The organism is Paenibacillus allorhizosphaerae, assembly GCF_042659105.1.
GTDB classification, from domain to species: Bacteria; Bacillota; Bacilli; order Paenibacillales; family NBRC-103111; genus Paenibacillus_G; species Paenibacillus_G allorhizosphaerae.
On sequence record NZ_JBHSRV010000002.1, the window covers coordinates 229,098 to 245,620 of the forward strand.

General features: G+C 51.1%; 13 protein-coding genes and 1 pseudogene. 13 read left to right on the top strand and 1 reads right to left on the bottom strand.

Features of this window, described 5'->3' with window-relative positions:
- The first annotated feature begins 21 nt into the window (after positions 1 to 21).
- The 3 genes from ACFQI7_RS09660 (at position 22) to ACFQI7_RS09670 (ending at position 2,920) form a co-directional block, all read left to right on the top strand.
- Positions 22 to 1,281, top strand: a complete 1,260-nt coding sequence (locus ACFQI7_RS09660) for a WD40/YVTN/BNR-like repeat-containing protein (RefSeq protein ID WP_230415017.1) — start codon at positions 22 to 24, stop codon at positions 1,279 to 1,281.
- Between the two features lie 45 nt (positions 1,282 to 1,326).
- Entirely contained in the window at positions 1,327 to 1,626 is a 300-nt protein-coding gene (locus tag ACFQI7_RS09665) for a hypothetical protein (RefSeq protein WP_218099558.1), read from the top strand.
- A 244-nt stretch (positions 1,627 to 1,870) separates the two neighbouring features.
- Positions 1,871 to 2,920: an alpha/beta hydrolase gene (locus ACFQI7_RS09670; RefSeq protein WP_218099559.1), complete on the top strand. Its 1,050-nt coding sequence runs from the start codon at positions 1,871 to 1,873 to the stop codon at positions 2,918 to 2,920.
- A 319-nt stretch (positions 2,921 to 3,239) separates the two neighbouring features.
- Here the strand turns inward: ACFQI7_RS09670 and ACFQI7_RS09675 are convergent, their stop codons facing one another.
- Positions 3,240 to 3,551, bottom strand: a complete 312-nt coding sequence (locus ACFQI7_RS09675; RefSeq protein WP_218099560.1) for an SPW repeat protein — start codon at positions 3,549 to 3,551, stop codon at positions 3,240 to 3,242.
- Positions 3,552 to 3,676: 125 nt separating this feature from the next.
- Here ACFQI7_RS09675 and ACFQI7_RS09680 point away from each other — a divergent pair, with 125 nt between their 5' ends.
- From ACFQI7_RS09680 to ACFQI7_RS09725, 10 genes and pseudogenes are all read left to right on the top strand, one after another.
- The gene (locus ACFQI7_RS09680; RefSeq protein ID WP_218099561.1) at positions 3,677 to 4,153 is read left to right on the top strand and encodes a GNAT family N-acetyltransferase; all 477 of its coding nucleotides are present in this window, start codon (positions 3,677 to 3,679) and stop codon (positions 4,151 to 4,153) included.
- A gap of 260 nt (positions 4,154 to 4,413) precedes the next feature.
- Entirely contained in the window at positions 4,414 to 5,235 is an 822-nt protein-coding gene (locus ACFQI7_RS09685; protein WP_230415019.1) for an aminoglycoside phosphotransferase family protein, read from the top strand.
- Between the two features lie 667 nt (positions 5,236 to 5,902).
- Positions 5,903 to 8,215: a helix-turn-helix domain-containing protein gene (locus ACFQI7_RS09690; RefSeq protein WP_230415021.1), complete on the top strand. Its 2,313-nt coding sequence runs from the start codon at positions 5,903 to 5,905 to the stop codon at positions 8,213 to 8,215.
- Positions 8,216 to 8,420: 205 nt separating this feature from the next.
- On the top strand, positions 8,421 to 10,040 hold the full coding sequence (locus tag ACFQI7_RS09695) for an extracellular solute-binding protein (RefSeq protein WP_218099562.1): 1,620 nt from the start codon (positions 8,421 to 8,423) through the stop codon (positions 10,038 to 10,040).
- 82 nt (positions 10,041 to 10,122) lie between these two features.
- Positions 10,123 to 11,079, top strand: a complete 957-nt coding sequence (locus ACFQI7_RS09700) for an ABC transporter permease (protein WP_218099656.1) — start codon at positions 10,123 to 10,125, stop codon at positions 11,077 to 11,079.
- Positions 11,080 to 11,095: 16 nt separating this feature from the next.
- Entirely contained in the window at positions 11,096 to 11,974 is an 879-nt protein-coding gene (locus ACFQI7_RS09705) for a carbohydrate ABC transporter permease (protein ID WP_218099563.1), read from the top strand.
- 41 nt (positions 11,975 to 12,015) lie between these two features.
- Positions 12,016 to 13,335 carry an ABC transporter substrate-binding protein gene (locus tag ACFQI7_RS09710; RefSeq protein WP_218099564.1) on the top strand — a complete coding sequence of 440 codons (1,320 nt, stop codon included), beginning with the start codon at positions 12,016 to 12,018 and terminating at the stop codon, positions 13,333 to 13,335.
- Between the two features lie 12 nt (positions 13,336 to 13,347).
- Positions 13,348 to 14,545 (top strand): annotated as a pseudogene (locus ACFQI7_RS09715) (polysaccharide lyase 6 family protein).
- A 245-nt stretch (positions 14,546 to 14,790) separates the two neighbouring features.
- Positions 14,791 to 15,567 (top strand): hypothetical protein, encoded by a 777-nt coding sequence (locus ACFQI7_RS09720; RefSeq protein ID WP_230415039.1) that lies wholly within the window; start codon positions 14,791 to 14,793, stop codon positions 15,565 to 15,567.
- A 1-nt stretch (position 15,568) separates the two neighbouring features.
- Positions 15,569 to 16,360 carry a GNAT family N-acetyltransferase gene (locus ACFQI7_RS09725; RefSeq protein ID WP_268966829.1) on the top strand — a complete coding sequence of 264 codons (792 nt, stop codon included), beginning with the start codon at positions 15,569 to 15,571 and terminating at the stop codon, positions 16,358 to 16,360.
- Positions 16,361 to 16,523 lie beyond the last annotated feature (163 nt).

Genomic DNA, 16,523 nt, shown 5'->3' on the forward strand with positions numbered 1-16,523 from the left:
CAACTAGAGGAGTGAGAGCGGATGAAGAAGCTGAAGAAGATTACCGGGGTTGTGCTCCTTACGTTGGCCTTAGCCGCGGCGGCGGGCTGCGGAAGTAATTCTGCCCCGGACAATGCGGGGATCACGGGTCCCAACGCAGGTGCGAGTCCAGGATCGTCCGGTTCACAGGTCGAAGCTCCCGTCCCGTCGGGCAGTGCCAATAATAATGTGCCGCCGAAAGAAAACGGCCCGAGCGGTTCAACGAATCCATCGAATCCGTCCGATCATAAGGTTGTCATGAGCAATATTGCTTCGGTCCGTCTCATCGATCCGAAGTCCGGCTGGATTGGCGGAAGCGGATGGATCGCACGAACGGATGACGGCGGGAAACAATGGAAAGTGCAATATGAAGGTAAGCAGACGGTGGAGCAGTTGTTTGCTTTGAACGGACAAGAGGCTTGGGCGGTGCTGGGACCGGTTTCAACTGATGCGAAGGAACGCCGCCTGCTCCATACCAAGGATGGCGGAACGCAGTGGTCTGATGCCGGAACGGTGCCGGGTGGCGGATTTCTTCATTTTGTTTCGTCGCAAGAGGCGTTTGCCGCGAATGCGTACTCGTCCGACGGAGGAAAAAGCTGGATTACGTTAATGGTGCCGGACCACATGGTGGGCGACGCATATTTTCATGATCGCAAAAACGGCTGGGTCGTGACCGGGGACAACAATAAAATCGCGGTACAGCGTACTGTCGATGGCGGTACGACGTGGAAAACGGTGATGTCGAGAGAATCGGCGGACTCGCTCACCGGAGCGGTTATTCGCTCCGCTGGCCAAGATGACGCGTGGGTGGAATGGATCGGCGGATCGGGAATGTCGCAAACGTCCTATTCGTTATTCCATACGTCGGACGGCGGGGCGAATTGGACGACGGTCATCGCGAATTCTACGGCGGGCGCCGGACCGGCGCCAGGCTTCTCGTTAAACGAAAACAGCGGGCACAAGAACGATGGTTCAAAACCGGGGGCGCTATATGTCGTTAGTCCGAAGGTTGCTTTCATGGGAGGCTATTGCCCGGCCTGCGATAATCCAAACACGGTCGGATGGACAACGGACGGCGGAAAAACGTGGAACAACGGCAAGGAACAGCTGCCGGGCTACGGCGGCGCACTGCTTGCGATCAGCGATGCCGAGCATGGATGGCTGATCAGCAACGATCATGAGCAGCCGCCCGTTATATATACCACTTCCGACGGCGGCCGCCACTGGGTCAAAGTGCATACATTTGATCGTCCGGCAACATGATGCCTGTTTTCTCGGTTGGCGATACTGTAACAGGAGTGAAGGCGAATGAAAGGAATCAGCTCGATGGTGGCGGAGTGGCTCCGTATACTGCTCATCCTCATCATAGGTTTGCCGTTACTCCATAGCGCGGAGCTGCTGCTTCTTTCGCTGTTTGGCGCCAAATGGAACGAAGGGAGCGTAAGCACCGTAATCTTCGCCAACCTACTGATCGTGTTTATGTTGTACCGCAACAAGCTGCAGTTCGGAGGATGGTATCGGAGTCATCGCAACCGGCCTTTGCCGGGGCGGGTGACTTGGCTGCTGTCTGTCGTTTCCGTAGTATTGCTGCTCGCGGCGGTCGAATGACGATTACTTTACGAAAGCCGGCTGTATGGGCGATGATGCCTGTGAAGCCGGCTTTTTTATTTGTCGAGTAGGGAGAAAAACAGGGCTGCGAAATCCTTTCATACTCTTTTTGCAAACGCTTAAATAATATCGATTGACGATACGTATCCCGTTGTATATAGTTATTAATGAGTCAGATACGAGTCAATATGTAGGTGGGACGACCGTGCACTATTTTATTCGAACAAAAGGAGTCATCGTATCGATGGGAATGTTCGTGATGCTTGCAGCCGTTTTAAACGTGACGGGATGTAGTCCTCGTGAAAAAGAGCAATTGAGTGCAGAGCCTGCGTTTGCGCCGGCGCTGTCCGAGGCCAGGGGACTCCCTGGTGAGGCGCCTGTCCTCGCGCAACCGGCAGTGTCTGTCGCCCCAAAAGGGGTGAAGCTTTTCGAAGATGTGGAGATCGGAATGGCAGGAAGCCGGAAGTTGTACACTTCGATCGCCATTCCGGACACTCCGCCTGAAAGTCCGCTGCCCGTTATGGTGTATATTCACGGCGGAGGGTGGAACCACGGCAACAGGAAAGATGCGCTCCGTTCGATCAGCGGGTATGTGACCAAGAGAGGTTACATCGGCGTATCTCTGGAATACCGTCTTACGCCGGAAGCTGCGTTCCCGGCGCAAATTCAAGATGTGAAGCTGGAGATCCGCTATTTGAGGGCTCACGCCAAGCAGTATCATCTCGATCCGAGCCGAATCGGAGTGTGGGGCGTGTCGGCGGGCGGCCACCTGGCTTCGCTGCTTGGAACGACCGGCGATTTGACCCCGGACGCCGAAGTGACGCTGGACAACGGCAAGAAAGTGAAGGATATCGATCTGGGAGGCTCCAGCGGCTGGCAGCAATACTCGGATCAAGTGCAAGCGGTAGCCGATTGGTACGGACCGGCAGATTTTACAACCCCGGAGGCCGATAAATATAAATCGCTCACGGCGCTGCTCGGCAATAAGTCGGCGCTTTCCGTCCCTGACTTAGCGAGATTGGCTATGCCCGGGACGTATGCATCCCCAAGTACGCCTCCGTTTTGGATACGGCACGGGGATGCGGATACGACGATACCGTTTTCGAATAGCGAGAAGTTTGCCAAGCAGCTGGAGGACGCGGGCGCACCGGTCGTTGATTTTAAAATCGTCCCCGGCCAGGGCCACGGCTTTAAGGGAGAAGAAGCCGCTCAGGCTAGCGAGGAAGCATGGGCGTTTATGGATAAATATGTGAAGAACCGCGTCGTGACCGAACCGATCCTGTTCAAGAAATAAGGCCGGTTACAGCTTTGCTTTAGTGAAACGGCAAAAACGGACTTGTCTTATACGCGGCAAGTCCGCTCAGAGTGTTGAAAAAGTGTTACTAAAAAGAATATAGATAAATACGGAGGTGGGGTATCCGTTGGAGGAGTGACAGCGTTCGCCTTTGTCTGCGGGAGATGACCGCTTTTAAGCGGCTCCGATTCAAGATTTCCTGCAGACAACAGCGACCGGAAGCGGATACCCCACCCCCTCGTACTATTTATTACTTCAATGGAACACTTTCTCAACAAGCTCAACGGACTTGTCCTTTACGGGGCAAGTCCGTTTTAAGTTATTTGGACCCCAGATTTCGAAAGCTGAAGACGATGGTCAGCATTCCGAATACGGTAACATATAGCCCTTTGGAAACAGGCAGAAAGGTAAAAGGCATAATGGCAAAGATAAAGCCTGTAAGCAAGATCAGCAGATTCGGCAACGAATCTCCCGCGCGTTTATAAAACGCCCACAGCGAACAAATGACTTGCACGGCGCCGCATCCTTCGCTCACCCAGAGCGCGACGGGATGATCAGCGAAACCGACCGTCCAAGGCGCAACCATGAACCAGAGACCGAACAGAGCTGTTAAGAGGCATCTTGTCTTCATAAAGCACCTCCAAACTTTATTTAGCTTCACTACATGTATATGCGTAAAGTATGATTAATGGTAAAGAAGATAAGGATTATTTTGCGAAAAAAATCATTATAAAATTATCGGCAGGGGGAATTAGGTTGATCATACGGCATATGGAACCGGAAGATTGCGGAGCGATCATATCGGCGGCACCCGACTGGTGGGGGAGCACCTATGCGAGCGATATGTTTTCGAGCTGGTACATTCATCATTTTCGGGAAACATGTCTGGTGGCTGAACAAGGCGGGGACATGATTGGATTTCTTATGGGGTTCTTGTCGCAGACGGTACCGGACGAGGCGTATATTCGCATTGTGATGGTTGATCCGGTGGCTCGGGGACAAGGGGTTGGGCGGGCATTGTACGGGAATTTTTTTGACCGCGCCGCAGCGTCGGGTCGGACGACGATACGATGCGTCACCGTGCCGCGAAAGAAAGATTCGATCGCGTTTCATACCAAGCTTGGGTTTAGCATTGAACCGCAAGAGCAGGAACTGGAAGGTGTTCCGGTGTGCCTTAACTATGACGGTCGCGGCGGTAACAGGGTCATGTTCAAAAAGCTGCTGGTTCGATAGCGGCTCTCGACGCAGGAACGCGCGCTCGCTACTTGCTTCTTGAAGATGTAGGAGCAATATAGGAGCAATGTATCGTTATAACGATTTTTCCCCTACGGACTCGGGGTGAATTATGATAAACTATTGCATATTTGATCAGGGGGCGTTGTCTATGACAAGTAATGTAATCTTTTTCGGGTATCATATGGAAGGGGACAGCGCATAAATAACCCGACAAACCTGCGTGATTCCTCTGCTGCGAAAAGGGGTATACGAGAACAGTGGAAACGAATGGCGTAAACGATCCGAGCAATACTAACGAACAGGTAGTGTCTGAGCAGGAGGTACTATCCGCTGATAAATCCGTGAGCCGTGAAGGGAATGTCGTGCTTCGCCCGTCCGGTCCTTGGACGCCGAATGTGCATGATTTGCTAAAGAGTCTGAAGCGTGACGGCTTCTCCCATCTACCGGACGTCGTCGGTTCCGGCATGAATGAAGACGGACGTGAGATGCTCAGCTATGTGGAAGGGGAATTCGTCCACCCCGGACCGTGGAGCGATGAGGCGCTCATGGAAGTAGGGCGCATGCTGCGCAGGCTTCACGATACCGCTGCTTCATATGTTCCGGCTGACGGCGCCGTGTGGCAGCCCTGGTTTTTACGCGAGCTGGGCGGAACGTCCCGCATCGTCAGTCATGGCGACATTGCGCCGTGGAACATGGTAACGCGGGACGGAATGCCGGTCGCGCTCATCGATTGGGAGTTTGCCGGCCCGGTCGACCCGATGGCCGAGCTTGCGAGGGTATGCTGGCTCTTCCCTCAGCTTCACGATGATGACGTGGCGGAGAAGGTTGGATTGCCGCCAGCGGCTATCCGTGCGAAGCAAGTGCGTCTGCTCGTCGATGCGTACGGACTGGCTGCGAAGGAACGGCTGCTGCTGCTGGACCGCATCATTGAGGTCGCTGTACGCGAGGCTGCCGAAGAAGCGGTTGAAGCGGGCATTACAATGGAGAGTATCGGCCCGCAATGGGGGCTTGCATGGAGAATCCGAGCCGCGGCCTGGATGTTGCGAAATCGGCGGATATTGGAACAAGCTTTAGCCTAGCGCTACGAAACAACGAGAATTCCCGACAGCCGTTATAGAACATGAACCTATCGAAGTCATCGGCGCCTTGCCGATGGCTTTTTCTTTTGAAAACGAGAGATTCATTTGCTCGAAATAAATGTAAAAAATTGGAACGATGTGATGTTCGATACGTAATGAAGTGTAGAATTTCATTCGTACATCCTAGGAGTGTGAGCCATTTGACAAAGTTCGCCTGTCTTTTTGAAAAAGCTGTCGTCGATCGAATCGCCGGCCGACTTGCAAAAGACGTTCAAGGAAGTTGCGTTTGATCTCGATGTGCAGTTGGTGCAGGCGAAGTAGAATTGCTGCGTTCCTGGTTCATTCTAAATGGTCCGATTACGTACATCCTTGCGCTAAAGAAAGCGGGTGAGGTATGGTAAGGCAAATCATATACGGCGCTTTATTTTTCGGAATCCTCATTTTCAGCAAATATGTCATCGTTGCGCTTGCGCTTCTGGTCGTATTTTTCCTGATTCTGGTATTTTGGAAGGATAAAAACAACAATAGGTAGAGGTTTATCGGAGCAGGCGGCCTCGGCGGTCTGCTTTCTCATTTTACAGCGAAAGAAAAGCGCTTTGCCTCATTTTCCTTTTGTGTATAATAAGAAGAAAGCACTTACACCGAAGGGATACGGAGGTTAACGACTGTGAAGCTCCAACGGATCCGATTTTACAAGCGCAGCGTCATCGTCAACTGGCTCATCTCCTATATCTCCGTACTGCTCGTCCCGATTATGATCAGCGGCATTATATATGCAGCAACCTGGCACGTCGTAGAGTCGGAAGTGAACCGCGCCAACGAATCGGTTCTCCAAAAGATGGAGCAGGCGATTGACAGCAACCTCGGGGGGATCGAGCGGTTAAGCATGGAAATGGCCCTGAGCAAACGGCTCGGCGGTTTTATTAACGTCAATAAGCCGCTCACGGATAACGATTATTATGACCTGGTCAACATCGCCAACGATTTGCGGGTGTACAAGATGGCCAACGACTACATCGAGCAAATCTACGTTTATTACAAAAACAGCGATACCGTCTTATCGACGCGCGAACATATCGACAGCCGCACCTTATTCGAGACGATCGGCGCCAAGGATGACCAAAGTCTCGAGGAGTGGAAAGCGTTTTTTGGCAAACGGTACATTCAGGAATACGTGCCGATCACAACGCAGGAAGACGGACCGCCGGTCAAAGCTGTCATGTTCGCAAAATCCGTAATTCTCGACAATCCCGATCTTCCGGGCGCCGTCATCTTATTTATCATTAAAGATTCGAAGCTGCTCGAAAACATCAGAACGCCCAATGACGCTACGGTGGCTGTACTCGACCAGCATAATCGCATGGTTGCTTCCACCGGATTCGAAGAGCGACCCGATTTTTTGGCGCACAACAGGCTGCCTGGCAAAAACGGGCTTTTATACGGCGATGTTTCCGGTGAGAAGGCGGCCGTCTCCTACACGACGTCGGACAGTACCGGGTGGAAATATGTATCGATGATTCCCGCCGAGCTGTTCGATGAAAAAATGAAATACGTGAAAAACCTCATTTATATGAGCATCGGTTTAAGTCTATTAATCGGCGGACTCGTGACTTATCTGTTTCTGAAAAAAAACTACAACCCGATCAGCGTGCTTATCCGCAGCCTGTCGACAAAATCAGGCATCTCCTTTGAGGAAGGATCGAACGAATACGGTTATTTGCAGGAAGCATTGAACAATACGTTTGCCGAGAAGGAAAAGATCGGTCAACGGCTCGAACGGCATCGCAACGCGATCCGGTCGCATTTTTTGCAGGGCTTGTTAAAGGGGCGTCTGGAACAAAACGTCCCCGTGCACGAATCGCTAGCGGCTCACAACATCCGGCTCGCTTCGCCCTATTTTGCCGTGCTGTTGTTCCATATCGATCATTACGGCAAATTCGCGTCGTCCGGTGACGCGCAGCCGCAAAAAGAGAAGCTGGCGCATTTCATCATGATGAACGTTGCGGAAGAAGTCGCCGGACTTCAGCATCAAGCTTTCGCAGCCGAACTGGACGGTATGCTGGCATGCATCGTTAATTTCGACGAAACGCATAAAGCCTCCGATCTGGATCGCATCGCGGAACAGGTGAAACGGTTTTTGCTCGACCATTACCACATCCGTCTGACGGCGGCGATCAGCGGCATTCATCAAGAGCTGGAAGGGATCTCCCGCGCATATCAGGAGGCGATTGCGGCACTGGAGTACCGTCTTGTCATGGGAAGCGGGGAAATTATCCGGTACGATGAACTGCCAAGCTCGGAGTCGGGAGGCGGCTCTGCCGGTTATTACTACCCATTGCATGTGGAGCAGCAGTTGATCAATTTTGTGAAAACGGGCGATTATGAAAAATCCAAAGCGATGATCGACGATATTATCGAGGTGAATGTGTCGTCCGCTTCCGTATCCGTCCCGCTGGCCAAGTGCCTCATGTTCGATCTGATCGGCACGCTGCTGAAAACGATGGATGAAATCGGCACGGGTAATAAGCGGGAATTCATCAACCGCGTGAATCCGGTCGATCGGCTCATCGGCTGTGAGACGATCAAGGATATGAAGAACCAAATCGGCGAAGTATTGGATCAAGTATGCCGGTCGATTCTCGAAGATCGCAGCCAAGGCCAGAGCCAGCTCAGTGAGCAGGTGATCGCCTACGTGAAGCAGCATTACAGCTCGGAAAATTTGAACATTACGATGATCGGCGAAGCATTCGGATTGACGCCTTCCTACGTGTCCAAACAATTCAAAGCACATACGGGTGAAGCGTTGCTGGAATTCATCAATAAGACGCGGCTGGAAGAAGCCAAGAAACTGCTGACCGGGCAAACGATGCCGATCGCCGAAATTGCGAGGCGCGTAGGTTATGCCGACATCAACACGTTTAACCGGATCTTCAAAAAGTATGAGGGGATCACGCCGGGCAAATTCAAAGAAATCGTCTAGCCCTAGGTATACAGCCGAAGGAAGCCGCCATGAGCGGCTTTTCCCGTTTTTGCAGGCCGAATGCCGATTTTGAAGACGATCACTTTCGATTTTACAGATCGATTTCCGGTTTTGATGATTTCGAACCGGCATCATTTCGTTACATAATAACGGTAAGGTACACGAGCAGCATGGTGTGCCATTTGAAAGAGGGGGATTCGAATCCATGGGGAACCATTCCAAGAAGAAGACGATCAGTATCGCGGTTTCCGTCGTTTTGGCTTCAACCGGCTTGCTCGCCGCATGCTCCAAAGACAATACGGCCGGCAATGCGCCGAAGTCGTCGGCGACGCCGTTATCCGAGGCGGGGAAGTATCCTGTCAACACGCAGGAGACGATAACGTCTTGGGAGCAAATCAACACGAACTTAACGACGTTCGTGCCGAATTTGGCCGACTCGCCGTTCGGCAAGCAGCTCGAGAAAGAAACCGGCGTGAAGGTGAAATACGCACACCCGGCCGACGGGCAATCGAAGGAGCAGTTCAACCTGCTGATCGGGTCGAACAATTTAACGGACGTGATCGAATACGATTGGAACAACGCATATCCGGGCGGGCCCGAGAAAGCGATGGCCGATAAAGTCATCCTGCCGCTCAACGATTTGATCGACAAGCAGGCTCCGAATTTGAAAAAAATATTGCAGCAGGACAAAGAATTGGACAAAATGCTGAAAACGGACAGCGGCAAATATTACGTGTTCCCGATGATTCGTCCGGACAACGGGCTCGTATTTCGCGGGCCGATGATCCGCAAGGACTGGCTGGACGAGTTGAAGCTGCCGGTCCCGACGACGATCGACGAATGGTACACGGTACTCAAAGCATTCAAAGAGAAAAAAGGTGCGAGCGCTCCGTTTACGGCGCAGTACAGCAACGAACTGAACATTCAGGATGCGTTTATCGGAGCTTTCCGCACGGCGAACCGTTACTATATCGACGATCAAGGCAAAGTCAAATACGGCCCGATCGATCCGCAATTTAAGGAAGCACTCGCATTGCTCCGCAAATGGTATGCGGAAGGGTTGATCGACAAAGACTTTGCGCTCAACACCGACTCCAAGGCGCTCGACAACAAAATGATGAGCGACGCTTCGGGTGCTACGGTCGGCCTCCTAAGCGGCGGGATGGGTCGCTGGATGGAGGCGGGCAAGAAGAAAGATCCGAAATACCAGTTGGTCGCCGCACCGTATCCGACTTTGAAAAAAGGAGAGCGCGCGTTTATCGGACAGCGCGATTTCAAATACAACCCGGCTGCCAGCAAAGCGGTGACCACTGCAGCCAAAAATCCGGAGCTTGCCGTGAAGTGGCTTGATTACGCCTACAGCGAAAAAGGCAGCTTGCTGTTCAATTTCGGAGTCGAAGGGGAAAGCTACGCAATGAAAAACGGCACCCCGACGTTTACGGATAAAATAACAAAAGATCCGAAGTACAACTTGCAGCAAATGGTTTCCCAGTACACGAAGCCGAACGGTCCGTTCCTTGGCGATCCGAGAAAAAATTTCAACACGTTCCCGGAACAGGATGAAGCGATTAAAATTTGGGAGCAAACCGATGCCGCGAGGCACGTCCTGCCGCTGTTTATTACGCCGACGGTCGAAGAGAGCAAGGAAGTGGCGAAGATCAATACGGCCATCGCAAGCTATAAAGAAGAGATGTTCGTGAAATTCGTCATGGGCAAAGAGCCGATCGAGAAATTCGACGAGTATGCGAAGCGCATTAAGGAAATGGGCAGCGACAAAGTGACGAAAATTTATCAGGACGCTTACGACCGTTATAACAAGAGATAATAACATAACCGTCTAGGGGGACGTGCTGACTCGGACAGGCGTTCCCCGCCACAAACGACGGGAGGATGGAGTGGAAACGACGATGGCCGCGATCGATCAACAACGGACTTTTGCACGAATAGAAAAGAAGCGGACGACATGGGGAATCGTGCTCGACATTCGCAAGAACAAGCTGCTGTATGTGATGCTGTTACCGGTATTGCTGTATTACGTCGTATTTCACTATGCACCGATGTACGGGGCAATGATTGCTTTCAAGGACTTTTCCCCTCGCCTCGGCATTTGGGGAAGCGAGTGGGTAGGCTTCGAGCATTTCGAAACGTTTTTCACGGGCGCGTATTTTTGGCGAACGATCAAAAATACGATCATGATCAGCTTATACGAACTGATATTCGGGTTTCCGGCGCCGATCGCTCTAGCATTATTGCTCAATGAAGTGAAGAACGCCGTCTTCAAGCGCACGGTGCAAACGGTTACCTACATGCCGCATTTCATATCGCTCGTCGTTATTTGCGGCATTGTGAAAGACTTTACGTCCAGCGAAGGCGTCATTAACGATGTGATCGCGTTTTTTGGAGGCGAACGGTCCACCTTTTTGCTTGAACCGGGATTGTTCCGTTCCGTCTATGTTTCGTCCGGCATTTGGCAGCATATCGGCTGGGGAACGATCATTTACTTGGCGGCTTTGACCGGAATCGATCCGGAGCAGTACGAAGCCGCCCGCATCGACGGCGCCGGAAGATGGAAGCAAATGGTACACGTCACTGTTCCCGGCATTATGCCGACGATTGTCATTCTGCTCATTCTTGAAATCGGACGAATGATGAACGTAGGCTTCGAAAAAATCATTTTGCTGTACAATCCGGGCACGTATGAAACGGCTGATGTCGTCTCGTCCTATGTATACCGGGTCGGCTTGCAGGACTTTAACTACAGCTTCAGCTCCGCCGTCGGCTTATTTAACTCTGCCGTCAATTTCACGCTGCTTTTTTGCTCCAATTGGTTAAGCCGCAAATTGAACGATACGAGTCTATGGTAGGAAAGGGGGAGCCTGGATGAACCGGCCGACTTTATCGGAAAGATGCTTTGACCTCGGCAACATGCTTTTACTGACCTTGCTTATGATGGTGACGATTTACCCGCTCATCTACGTAGCCTTTGCTTCCATTAGCGATGCAGGACAACTGATGGCGTTCAGCGGATTGCTGTGGAAGCCCCTCGGATTTTCGCTCGATGCTTATGCCAGCGTCTTTGCCAATCCGATGATTCTTAAAGGCTATGCGAACACGTTCTTTGTTGTAGTGGTCGGCCTTGTTTTTAATATTTTGCTGACCTCGCTCGGAGCGTATGCGCTTTCCCGAAAAGGGTTGAAGTACCGCAAGCAGATTATGTTATTTATTGTGTTTACGATGTTTTTCAGCGGCGGACTGATTCCGTTTTATCTTGTCGTCAAGGGTGTCGGCCTGGCCAATACGCTGTGGGCGCTGATCATCCCGCAAGCGATCAACACGTTTAACCTGATTTTGATGAAAACGGCGTTCGAATCGATTCCCGATGCGTTGGAGGAATCGGCCAAAATGGACGGTGCGAACGATTTTGTCATCCTGTTCCGGATCGTCTTGCCTTTATCGATGCCTGTCATCGCCGTTATGCTGCTGTACTACGGCGTAAGCCACTGGAATTCGTGGTTTCATGCGCTGATCTTTTTGCAGGACCGGTCGATGTATCCGCTTCAGCTCATACTGCGGGAAATATTGCTGCAAGGCGAAGCGAGCACGATGGCGGTCGGCGCTTCCGATACGGATGCGGCGATGCTGTCGGTTACGTTGAAATATGCGACGATCATCGTGGCTACAGTACCTATTCTGCTCGTCTATCCGTTCTTGCAAAAATATTTCGTGAAAGGCGCGCTGATTGGCGCGATTAAAGGTTAAGGATATCGCTTAACCAATATCGAAAAAAGGGGCCAAACTCAATGAAAAAAATAAACCGGGCGCTGTGTTCCTCCGCCATCGGCGCATTATTGATCACGTCCGCGTGCGGCGGTGGAGGCGGGGACAGTTCCAAGCCGGGAGATGCAGCGAAAGTAAACGAAGCAAACGCAAACCGCAAGCCGGTGGAAATTGCGTTTTACCGGCCGAATACCGCCACAACCGAAGACCAGTTTATGGATTTGATGGGCAAAAAAATTAAGGAAAAGTTCCCGTTCGTCACGCCGAAGTTCATTCCGTACGGCCAAGGCACGAACGTGAACGAAGTCGTTACCTCCGGGGTCGACCTGGACATCGTCATCTTTTCCATCGGCTTCGTGCCGCAAACGCAAAACTATAATTTGCAAACCGATCTGAGCGATTATATCAAAAAATATTCGTATGATACGAAGCGTCTGGAATCGACGACATTGGATTTCATTAAACAGTACGGCGGCGGCAAAATATATTCGCTCCCGATCTTTACAACAGCGCAGGTACTGGCGTATAACAAGGATCTGTTCGATAAATTCGGCGTGCCGTACCCGAAGGAAGGCATGACCTGGGATGAGCTGTACGACGTATCGAAGAAGCTGAGCCGCACAGACGGTGGAGTACAATATTACGGCTTTCTGACCTCCGTCTCGCATATGCTGCGGATGAACCAGCTGTCGCTTCCGTTCGTCGACGTGAAAGCCAACCAGCCGGCGATCGGGACGGAAAAGTTCAAGCAGATGGCGGAAAACTTTACCCGGTTTTATCGCGTTCCGGGGGCCGAACTGCCGAAAGAAAAGCAGGGGAAGGAAGGCGACCTGTTCCTGAAAGACCGGACGCTCGCCATGTACGGATACTTGAACAGCACCGTGATCGGCGCGGCAACCGCCGGCATGAACGTAGACGCCGTTCCGCTCCCTTCGTTCAAGGAAGCGCCGGGCACCGGCTCGCAGATGTACCCGACGTTCGCCAGCGTGTCCAGCACGAGCAAGAACAAGGAGGTCGCCTTCGAAATATTGGCCTATTTGACCTCGGATGACATGCAGCTCAAGTTTGCTAAAGAAGGAACCGGTCTGCCTGTAGTCAACAATCCGAAGCTGATCGAAGCGTTCGGCGAAGATATCCCGCAGCTGAAAGGGAAAAACATCAAGGCGTTCTACCCGACCAAGCCTGCTGCCATCAGCCCGAAATCGGCGTATGACGATTTGGTGGAGAAACAGGCGGTAACGGCATTCCGGGAATTGGCGCAGGGTATAAACGATGCGAATACGTCTTTCCGCAAAGGCGAGGAACAGGCAGCCAAAGATATCGAAGCGGCTGCGAAGAAATAGGGCTGTGAATCTATGGAGGTAGAGTGCGCACTCTGTTTTGCGAAAACGCTTTTATTAACTCGATGGAAAGGATTGCGGTTCACGAATACCGGCAAAACGGCGGTTCTGCTGAACGGTTCTAACAATATCCGGGTGACACGCAACACGTTTGCGCTGCCGGCTATCGGAGGCGACCTGATCTGGCTACAGGTCAGCGGCGTGAACAGCCACCATAATCGGATCGACCGCAACGATTTCGGCAACAAGACCGACACGGCGCCTCTCATAGCTTACCAGGGAGACGGCAACGGCAATATTTCGCAATTCGACGTCATCGAATATAACTATTTCCACGACGTCGGTCCGTGGGTATCCAACGGCAAAGAAACGATTCGTCTCGGTCTCTCCAGCGTATCACTCTCGAGCGGCTTTAATACGATCCAATACAATTTATTTGAGAATTACCGACGGCGAACCGGAGATCGTATCGGTCAAAAGCGGCAGCAATACGGTCCGTTATAATACATTTAAGACTTCCAAGGGAGGACTAACCTCGAGACACGGCCATAACAACAGCTTTTACGGCAACTTCTTTCTCGGGGACGGCGTGGAATCGGAGCAGGATGGCATCCGGATTTACGGAAACGACCACAAAATTTACAACAACTACATGGAGAAGCTGACCGGCAAGGCGATTCTGATCGATAGCGGCGATTATGACGGCGGTTCGAGCGGCTATCCTTCAAATCCGTCTTCCACCGATCTGCAGGCGCAATGGAAAGTTTACCGTGCTCAAGTCGTCAATAACACTATCGTGGACAGCGCTGCAGGCATCATCGTCGGTTCCGGCAAGACGTATGCGCCTCAAGACAGCAGAGTAGCGAACAATATCGTAAGAAATTCTACCGGCACGTTGTACAACGAAGCCGCCACGACCAACACTGTGTTCGAAGGAAACATCGGTTACGGCAGCACGGTGACGAACAAGTCCAGAACGACAGCCGAAATTTGGTATCAAAATCCGCTGTTCTCAGCGATCGGCGGGCTGCAAAAGCTGTCCTCGACGAGCCCGGCGATCAACTATGCGAAAGGAACGTATTCGTTTGTGACGACGGATATGGACGGGGAAAACCGCTCGACTCCCGATGCCGGCGCGGACGAACGTTCAAGCGCCACAACGTTCCCGATCCATCCGTTGACGACGGCGGAGGTAGGACCGAACGCGCCTTAACTAAGTGTCACCTAAAGCGTAATGCTGCAGGATCAAAAGCCGTACATTGCTTCATATGTGCGGCTTTTGGTTTTGTCCGCATTTACGGGTTTGCGCATCGGCGGCAATGTGACGTTGGGTGGCGCTTTTTCGTTGATTAACGGGATGGAATGATTGAAAAGGATTGTAGGAAATTATAGGGAATTATTTATTTATTGTGATTATCTAGAAATATAGTATCGAAAGGAGTTATCGATTTGGACAGCATGAAGCTCCCCCTAAAAAAGTTTAACGCAAAAAGACCTGGAGCCCTTATTGGTACGATTACGGAAGTGTCGGAATACCTTAGATTGCTTTATGCAATGGTCGGGAAGAGTGGCCACGGGTCTTGGACATCTCCGGATTCTTCAGAAAACAGTCTAGATGGGGCTTGCTTTTCATGTAACGGGACCGGTACTGTCCTCGGCGATATCGATCCAAGCCGCATGACCGTACCGGAACTGTCACTTAAACACGGAGCCATGCTTTTATGGGCTGGTACGCATTGCGGTCCTGTTGAGATGATCAAACAATTGGCAAAGATGATCGGGATTGACTTTGTGAGGCCGCTTGCCGAGCAGGATAAACGGTTTACCGATATTTTGCTTTACGGATACGATAATGAACCTGTTTCATACATTCACAAAAATAAGCAAATGAAAGGGTTTTATCGCGGATGTGTTTTCGATTTGCGGCAAATGCGAGATGCTGGTACGACCAGTTGGGGAAACCTAAGGGCAATCCATTTTTTCTCACATCAAGTTAAGTGCCCGGAGTGTAATGGAAGCGAGCTGGTCCCAGAGAGTTTACCTATTACGAGATTACCGATTTCGGAATTACTGCCGTTTATTCAAAATTTACCTAGTTCGCTCGACGATCGTGACTTGAAGATTTCTAGTGAAGTAATAGATGAAATTGAATTGCGGCTGATCTACCTGAAAAAAATTGGCCTCAAGGCTTTGCCCTCTGTCAACGTCAATCCATTTTTTACCCAATTAGGTTGAGTTGCTCGGATTTTGGAGCCCACGCTATATTCCGTATTCTTACGCAGACAACGGTCATGTGATCGCTAACGTTTCGGTGAATATTCTCGATTGCATCATGGACGGCAACCGGCCGCAAGCGATGCAAATCGGAACCGTGATGACGCATCCTGATTATCGGAACAGAGGGCTATCTTCCGATTTAATGAACATCGTGTTGGCGAAGTACGAGGAGCAATGCGACTTTATATACCTTTTCGCCAATCGCGACGTATTGGACTATTATCCTAAATTCGGCTTTCAGGCTATGCAGGAGTCTTTATTTTATATGGACCGATCGCCTGAATCCCCGCAAAGTTCCGATGCCTTTATAGACAAAGGCATTCGTAAATTAAACGGGAAGAACAGTGAGGATCTCCGGTTTATTTACAAATTCGCGTCGGCACGAAGGCCGGTTTCCCGCATTTTTGGCACGGAGCACACGCTGGGCATTCTGATGTATTATTGTTTGAACGTATTTTACAACGATATTTATTATTTGGAACGCGAGGATGTCATTGTCCTTTACAAGCAGGAGCCGTCACGAATCGATATGTTTGATATCATTAGCAGAACGGAGATTAACCTAGAACGCATTTTGAACACAATATCGCGCGCGAATACCGCAAAGATCGTGTTTCACTATACTCCCGACGACCATGCAACGAGGATGGAGAGCAGTCCTTATGCGGAAAGCGATGTATTGTTCGTAAGATCGCGCGATCCTATTTCGTTTCCTGCACGGATGAAGCATCCGAGTACGTCGCAAGCATAACCCTTACTGAGTTCCAGCACAGTCAAAAGACGGTCTTGCTAAAATTGGAGAACAATGTAAATTATTCGTGTGAGCCAGACTTAAGTCGAGTTCCAATTCCCGCCCGGGGACCGGAGGAGTTCTGGTCCTGCGACTGATTTGGATATCTTTTCCTTTCTGTATA

Bases quoted from the DNA above. Each gene is read 5' to 3' on its own strand.
- ACFQI7_RS09660 (WP_230415017.1), top strand. From the start codon at position 22: ATGAAGAAGCTGAAGAAGATTACCGGGGTTGTGCTCCTTACGTTGGCC.
- ACFQI7_RS09665 (WP_218099558.1), top strand. From the start codon at position 1,327: ATGAAAGGAATCAGCTCGATGGTGGCGGAGTGGCTCCGTATACTGCTC.
- ACFQI7_RS09670 (WP_218099559.1), top strand. From the start codon at position 1,871: ATGGGAATGTTCGTGATGCTTGCAGCCGTTTTAAACGTGACGGGATGT.
- ACFQI7_RS09675 (WP_218099560.1), bottom strand. From the start codon at position 3,551: ATGAAGACAAGATGCCTCTTAACAGCTCTGTTCGGTCTCTGGTTCATG.
- ACFQI7_RS09695 (WP_218099562.1), top strand. From the start codon at position 8,421: ATGGGGAACCATTCCAAGAAGAAGACGATCAGTATCGCGGTTTCCGTC.
- ACFQI7_RS09700 (WP_218099656.1), top strand. From the start codon at position 10,123: ATGGCCGCGATCGATCAACAACGGACTTTTGCACGAATAGAAAAGAAG.
- ACFQI7_RS09705 (WP_218099563.1), top strand. From the start codon at position 11,096: ATGAACCGGCCGACTTTATCGGAAAGATGCTTTGACCTCGGCAACATG.
- ACFQI7_RS09710 (WP_218099564.1), top strand. From the start codon at position 12,016: ATGAAAAAAATAAACCGGGCGCTGTGTTCCTCCGCCATCGGCGCATTA.
- ACFQI7_RS09720 (WP_230415039.1), top strand. From the start codon at position 14,791: ATGAAGCTCCCCCTAAAAAAGTTTAACGCAAAAAGACCTGGAGCCCTT.